The organism is uncultured Succinatimonas sp., from assembly GCF_905203285.1.
In the GTDB taxonomy this organism is placed as follows: domain Bacteria; phylum Pseudomonadota; class Gammaproteobacteria; order Enterobacterales; family Succinivibrionaceae; genus Succinatimonas.
This window is the reverse complement of record NZ_CAJKVK010000095.1, coordinates 1-7,516: the sequence shown is the minus strand read 5'-3', so window position 1 is coordinate 7,516 and position 7,516 is coordinate 1. Positions and strand designations below refer to the sequence as shown.

Genomic DNA, 7,516 nt, shown 5'->3' with positions numbered 1-7,516 from the left:
CGATGTCTCGAATATCCGTTTACACTTTGCATTCGGTCCGGAGTTTTAATTATGAAGAAGTGGAATATCTTAAAACTCCTTATAAGTATTTTTCTTATTTTTATATTGGTTGTTTTTGCTGCCGTTTGTTTTCTTGTAGGTACGTACTCAGGAGCTAAATTTACTTTAAACACCGTAAAAGATCTGGTAAAAGATACTGTTATTCTTGATATTGATTTAAAAGGAGGCTCTCTTTATCGCGGATTTAAGACCGGTAATCTGTACGTTGAAGTTAAAGATATTGTTAAGGTAAGTGCTTCTTCTTTTGACATTGCTTATGATTTAACCGATGTTCTCGTATATAAATATCTGGATGTAAGTAAATTAAAGGCTGATAATCTTGAGGTCGTGTTGTTGACCTCGGATAAGCAAGACGAAACGAATGTTGAAAAACCTTTGCCGGAAGAAAACCTCTCTCCTGAAAAGATTGTTTTTCCGGTTGCGATTCAAATTCATGATTTTACTGTCAATAATTTTCATTACGGCATGGATATTCTTGACGTAAATGTTGATATGTTTAAAACAAAAAGTCTTGGAGCCAACAACTATCTTCTTTATATGGTTGATACGATTGCTTCAAAGCCGGTAGTTCACTTAAAAGGCGGCGAAAGCGAAACAGATCGGAAGAAGATTGAAAAAATACAGCAAGATGTTACACAGGCGATTAGTAATTTACAGTCGGGGAAAGATCAGACTTTAGTGTTTACAAAAGACGAGACAGCTGAAAAAGCACAGCTTGTTTCGGAGGTGAAAACTGAAAATGCCGTTTCAGGATTTGATGACGGTAACGGCCTTATAGAAGATTTGCCTACAGTAAATCTCCCTTTTGATATTACTCTTACCAATATTAAGTTTACGAACGGACGTTACTATCAAAGCAGTTTTGATACCGGATTATGCGATATAACCCTTTCAGCGGCTTGGGTTGATACCAAGCTTTATGTGACGCAATTGGAGGCATTTCATGAGTTAGGCTCGGTGTCTGTGACCGGCAATATGAATTTTATTGAGCATTTTCCGATGGAATTCAAACTTTCAGGTCAAGGGGCGCTTAATGATGCTACGGAAAAGAATTTCGGCGGTGTTTTATACGGTCTTCAAGGCAGTGCGGATATTAATGGATCTTTAGTTGATTTAAAAGCCAAAGGTCATTTAATCAATCCTGATGATACGGCTTTTTATATAAGGATAAATAGCTTGTCATCAATGCTGCCGCTTGAAATCAAGGTTGATTCTCAATATTTATCTTGGCCTTTATATGTTGAAGATCCGACAGCCCAAGTTGAAAATTTGACCCTGGATGCAAAAGGATCGCTGCAGGAAGGGCTTGATATTAACTTTTCAGGTAAACTTTCAGGTTACGGCTTTGATAATTTTGCTGCGGCATTTTCAGGAAAATCAAGTCTTAGTTATTCACATATAAATAATTTAATGCTAAAGGGGGTTTATCAAGGATCTGAAATTGATGCCCATGTAAGCGGCGATGCTTATTATCAGAAGACGTTCGGATTTAAAGGAGATGCCGATATTAAAGCTTCTGATTTGGGGTTTGTAAATGAAATACTGCAAGGATCATTGTCTTTCGTTTCTGACATTGATGTTGCTTATGAACCGCAAAATCAGGATTTGATTATTAATGTCGAAGATTTAAACGCTGATTTTCATTTAAACGATAGAAAATCAAAACTTATCGGCAAGCAAATATACGGAACGTTACATACCGGTATTGAGGTAAAGAATATTGAATTTATTCAACCTGAAAATACTTTGCAGCTTACCGGAGTATACGGAAATAAAACGCAGCTTCAAGGTAAGATCAATTTTAATAATTTAAGTTATTTATACCCGACTCTAAAAGGTGAATTTGTCGGTAATGTCAACGTTACGGGAGAACATAATGATTTTGTCGTGGCTCTAAACGGCAAGAGCCAGCGTCTTTCAAGCGGTGATTTTCATGTGCGTAATTTGATTTTTGACGGAAATGTCGATACTGCAAGTGAAAATATCATGTTTACGGCTGTTGCCGATACTTTGCGTTTTGTTAAAGCACTAAAACCGTCTCGTCAATGCATAGTTGATTTTAACGGCAGTTTAGAAAAGCACGAGCTGGTGTTCAACTGCGGTGGTGATACTTCTGGATTTATGTCGCTTGTGGGTAATTATGATAAAGAAAACAGTAAATGGCACGGAGCCGTCAATGAGTTTTTCATTTCCAATCCGTTAAGCGGCGCCATATCACTGCAAAAACCCTTAATTGTTGATATAAATACAGCTTCTAAGGAAGGAAATGTCAGTGCTTTTAATCTAAGCGGGGATGATATAGGAACTATTGCAGTAAGTCCTACAATATTCGGTCCTAAAGAAGTTAAATCGGCTCTTAAAGTAGCATCATTTAAGCTTGAATCATTAAAGCCTTTTTTGCCTGAAGGCACGTTTGTAAGCGGTACCGTTACAGCCGATGCTGATGTCAATATTAAAAACGGTGTTCCGGATATCAAGACTTACATAACGTCAAATCGTATTGCCGCAGCAAGTCAGGGTGCTCTTATCATTTTGGATAAAGTTGATTTAAACGCTGACATGACGCAAAACACTCTTACTTTAAACGCACTTTTAAATTTGCTGGGCGATCGCGGAAACGTTGATGCTTCATTAAAAATAAGTGATCCGACAGGAGTAAAGCGTCTTTCCGGGCACCTTAATTTAAACAACCTTGATTTATCGCTGTTTACTGCAGTAGGTGGTGCTTTTAATGCTCTTGAAGGATCTGCCGGGATTAAAGGTGATTTCTCCGGCACTCTTGAAAAACCGCTTTTTAACGGCAGCATTATGGTGAAAGGCAAAGGTGAACCGCGCTATGACGTAGGTTCAATAGAAAATTTTGATTTTAATGTAATTTCATACGGAAATCGCGGTGATATAACGGGCTTTATAAGTCTTAACGAAGGTAAAATTGATCTAAACGGCACATTGGACTGGTCTGAGGCTGCTAAAGCTGATTTAAGCATAACTTCAAATCGTTTGCCTTTGTTTCTTTTAGGTTACGGTCAGGCCTTTGCCGATGTCGATACTAGAGTAACTTTTGATGAAAATCTTAGTGTAATAGGAACAGTAACTATTCCGGAGGCAAGGATTTCCGTTAAAAATATTGAAAGTTCCGGAGTGAGCGTTTCAGGTGATGAAATAATTGTCGGAAAGAACGGAGCCAGTGAATTGATGCGGCAAAAAGCTTCATCTCCGGTTAATACTTATATTGATTTGAAAATGCGTCTTGGTGAAGACGTAAGACTTAAGGCAATGGGACTTGATGGTTATCTGCAGGGCGGAATTGATATCTTAAAGCCTCTTGATGATCCTGGTATTAAAGCACAAGGTCAGATACATGTGGTTGACGGTAAAATCGATCTTTACGGACATCATTTTGTTGTAGGACGTGCGGAAACCCGCTTTAACGGAGATATTGCCAATCCGTCTTTGAATGTTGAAGTTTACGCAGACAGAGCTGCTCTTGAGGATGATGTTGATGTCGGAATTAAAGTTACCGGCAGTGCTTCTGATCCTAAAATTGACTTCGTTTCAAGTCCGGCAATGTCTGACAATGAAGCTTTGTCATATATTCTTTACGGTCACGGTCTTGAAAAAGATGCAAGCTCTCAGGACAGCAACAGTTCTTTACTTTTGGGGCTTGGCTTAAGTTCCACTACCGGTATCGTTAATTCGCTTGTTGGTGCTTTCGGTATTCAGGATGTTCAAGTAGGAACCGCAGGAAGCGGAGAGGACACCCAAGTTGCGGTACAAGGATATATTACCCGAAGGATCCGTGTTTCATACGGTTACGGTGTTTTTAACGCTATCGGTGAATTTAAGGTCCGTTATGAATTTATGCGTAAACTTTACGCGGAGTTTGCCTCCTCAATTGATCAGGCGGTGGACTTAATCTACAGTTTTGAATTTGATTAGGAGATTTTATGTCTATAGCCGTAAAAGAACTAAAGCCTGTTTTTACCAAAGAAGAGATCACCTCTCGCGTGCGTGAAATGGGTGAACAAATTTGTAAAGATTATGCCGGTCAGTCGCTTGTCGCCGTTTGCGTGTTAAAGGGGGCGGTATTGTTTTTCAGTGATTTGGTAAGAGCACTTGCCCCGCTTGAGCTTGAGTTGGATTTTTTAAGAGTCTCCTCTTACGGCAATGATACCCAGTCATCCCATGAAGTTTGCTTTAAAAAAGATGTTGAGTTGAATCTGCGCGGTAAAAACGTTTTGATTATTGAAGACGTGATTGACTCAGGTCTTACCATGCAGAAAGTTAAAGAACATTTTTTGGTGCGCGGAGCCAAATCAGTTAAGCTGTGTGCTTTTATCGATAAAAGAGAGCGCCGTATTACCGACATTAAGATCGATTATTCAGGATTTGTTTTAGAACGCGGTTTTATAGTAGGATACGGTCTCGATTTGGCTGAAAAGTATCGTCATTTACCCGGAATTTTCGAGGCGGTAGTTGAAGAAAGTAACGTTTAAAAAAAGCAACGGCTCAAGTGATATCGTAAGGGCTTGCTATGAACTTGAAGCAGAAGATTTATATCCTGCCTTTAAACAAAATAATTTTGCGACGACACAAGAAATAACGGCACGTTCTTTTGCTTCTTTACAGTTAAGAGCTAAAAATGCCGTAAAGGCATTAATTAATTCTAAAAACCGTAATATCTTGATGTTATGTGCCGTGAATCGCATTGATCAGTGTAAAGTAGCGGCAGCTATCGTTAGTGAAGTTTCTGATAAGAGCGTGCTTATTGCTAAAGCTCCGAGCAGACGGGAACTTTTCGGTGATGCATCTTGTAAGAGCGTGCTGCTTTCATATGATGTAGTGATAATTCCTTGTGTGCATTTAAACGATCATCCCAAATGGATAGGTTTGCTTGAGGATTTTTTAGATAAAAATTCCCATGCAAAGCTTATTTTGACAGGAGACGGCGGTGATTGCGCAGAGCTCATGGTGATGTGGCCGCAGCTTGAGCATGCTTTACAGGCTGATTTGGTGCTCGAATTTCCGTCGGTAGGCGGTATGGAGCTAATGGCAGGTCTTATTAAGCATTATCAGAAAAAAGATCCTGAGATTAAAGATTTTGATGAAGACGCGGTAAGGCTGTTATGCATGTATGCATGCCGTGAAAGCGGTGACAGACGTTGGCTCGGTCTTCCTGAAGAAAAGATCCGTTCGCTTATTGAAGATGCTTCTTTTTTTGCTAAAGGAGAAACGGTAGCTAAACGTCACGTTTTAAAATCCATAGCAGCTATGGATTTTAGAATTAATTTCTTGGCTGAATCTGAGCTTCGCGATCATCGTGATCGGCAGATTTTAATTAGTACGCAGGGAGCTGTAGTCGGTCAGATAAACGGTCTTTCGGTCATTGAAACGGCAGGAACTTCGTATGAGTTCGGAGAGCCGGTGCGTATTACTGCAACTGCAAGAGCAGGCGGAGAAGGTGATGTTATTGATATTGAAAGGAAAGCTGAGCTTGCCGGTCAAATTCATGCCAAGGCAATGATGATCATTAACGGATATCTGACAAAGGAGTTCGGATCTGATCAGCCTTTACCGATGTCGGCAAGTTTGGTTTTTGAACAGTCTTATAGTGAGGTTGACGGCGACAGTGCCTCTCTTACCGGCTTGTGTGCCGTTATTTCATGTTTGGCAAAAGTTCCTATTCGTCAGGATTTGGCAGTAACGGGAGCAGTTGATCAGTTCGGTGACGTACAGCCCGTCGGCGGAGTTAATGAAAAAATTGAAGGATTTTTTAAAGTTTGCAGACTTCACGGATTTACCGGAACTCAGGGAGTGGTGATCCCATTCTCTTGCGTTAATCAGCTGGTTTTACGTCCAAGCGTTGTAAACGCAGTAAAAAAGGGTGTTTTCCATATTTACACCGTAGCTCACGTAAATGATGCGGTAAAGCTGCTTACTACCATGGATTGGGATGCCGATGACGGACGAGATACCATTCGTCAAAGAATTGTCGATCATCTTTATGAAGTGGCCAACGGCAAGGAAGAGATCCCGTGGTGGAAATTCTGGCAGAAAAACGAAGATTAAGTATATTAAGCTGCACTTTAAACCGTGCGGCTTATTTTTACTTTGCTAAAAGATCAAAATTAGGGCATTAATTTCAAATTAACAATTAGTATTTATAATGAGCGCGATTTTTTAAATTTTCGGCGTTACATATGGCTACAGTAAAATTCTCTTCTTGGTTTCCTATCATTTTGCTTACATTTTCGGCATTTATTTTTAACACTACCGAATTTACGCCGGTTGCGCTTTTGACTGATATTGCGGCAGATTTGAATATTACGGAAGCAAAAGCAGGTTTAATCATTACGATTTATGCATGGGTTGTACTTACCATGTCGCTTCCTTTAATGCTTATAGCGTCAAGAATTGAGTTTAAACGCCTTCTTTCTATAATTATCGGAGTTTATTGCTTAGGCCATATTATTTCTGTTTTTGCAGACTCTTTTGCTACATTGCTCATTGCTCGTATTTGTATCGCGTTATCTCATTGTATTTTTTGGTCAATAGCAATGCCTCTTGCCGTTAAATTAGCTCCTCCAGGCAAGCGAGCAGCCGCTTTGTCATTAGTCGGCGCAGGTACCGCAGTTGCCATGGTTTTAGGAATGCCGCTGGGGCGTATTGTCGGTTTGTCTTTTGGCTGGCGTGCTCCTTTTGCTTTGCTCGGAATTGCTGCGTTCATCATTATTGTGTTACTGCAATTTATTTTTCCTAAAGTGCCTGTGACTAATCGCTCATCTTTATCTTCTTTGCCGCAAATTGTCAAAAACGGTCCTTTAATGATTTTGTATGTGATAACTGCCTGTATCTTCACAGGACATTTCACGGGATATTCTTTTATTGAACCGTTTTTACTTAATGAAGCTAAGCTTCATGTCGATCTGGTTACCGTTACAATAAGCTTGTTCGGAATTTCAGGAGTGGCAGGAAGTTTTATTTTTTCACGTTACAGCGGCACATCTTTAAAAGGACTTGCGTATTTTGCAACTTTCGGTCTTGCCGTTTTTCTGCTGTGTCTGCATATTGCCAGTTACCATTACTATAGTACTGTTTTAATCTGTATTATGTGGGGCTTGTCTTTTGCCGTGTACAGCCTGTTATTTCAAGATCAGGTTATTAAACTCATGCCGGAGCAGGCTTCTATAGCAATGTCGATTTATTCAAGCATTTGCAATTTAGGAATAGGCGCGGGAGCCTTGGTTGGCGGTATTGTATCAAGTAAAGTAAATATTGCTTATATTGGTTACGCAGGATCTGTAGTCGCGTTAGCGGGCGCGTTGATTTGCGCATTTTTCTTTGTCAAAAAACTTATTGCAAATCAATAGCTTTCACATCAAATGTGTATTTTATTGCCGCGTTGCGGAACTTCCTGAAATTTACAGTCTAGGTAAAAATCGGATTTTTTATTTTT

4 protein-coding genes are annotated in these 7,516 nt (G+C 39.8%); all 4 read left to right on the top strand.

Annotated features, from left to right (window positions below):
• The first annotated feature begins 51 nt into the window (after positions 1–51).
• The 4 genes from QZ019_RS08545 to QZ019_RS08530 all read left to right on the top strand — a co-directional run bounded on the left by QZ019_RS08545 (position 52) and on the right by QZ019_RS08530 (position 7,430).
• A complete protein-coding gene (locus QZ019_RS08545; RefSeq protein WP_294567103.1) occupies positions 52–3,999 on the top strand; it encodes a translocation/assembly module TamB domain-containing protein in 3,948 nt (1,315 codons plus the stop codon).
• Positions 4,000–4,007: 8 nt separating this feature from the next.
• The gene (gene hpt, locus QZ019_RS08540; protein ID WP_009144203.1) at positions 4,008–4,556 is read left to right on the top strand and encodes a hypoxanthine phosphoribosyltransferase; all 549 of its coding nucleotides are present in this window, start codon (positions 4,008–4,010) and stop codon (positions 4,554–4,556) included.
• The gene (locus tag QZ019_RS08535; protein WP_249084631.1) at positions 4,537–6,129 is read left to right on the top strand and encodes a S16 family serine protease; all 1,593 of its coding nucleotides are present in this window, start codon (positions 4,537–4,539) and stop codon (positions 6,127–6,129) included. Before hpt ends, QZ019_RS08535 begins: the two co-directional genes overlap by 20 nt.
• 131 nt (positions 6,130–6,260) lie before the next feature.
• Positions 6,261–7,430 (top strand): sugar transporter, encoded by a 1,170-nt coding sequence (locus tag QZ019_RS08530; RefSeq protein WP_294567107.1) that lies wholly within the window; start codon positions 6,261–6,263, stop codon positions 7,428–7,430.
• The last annotated feature ends 86 nt before the right edge of the window (positions 7,431–7,516 follow it).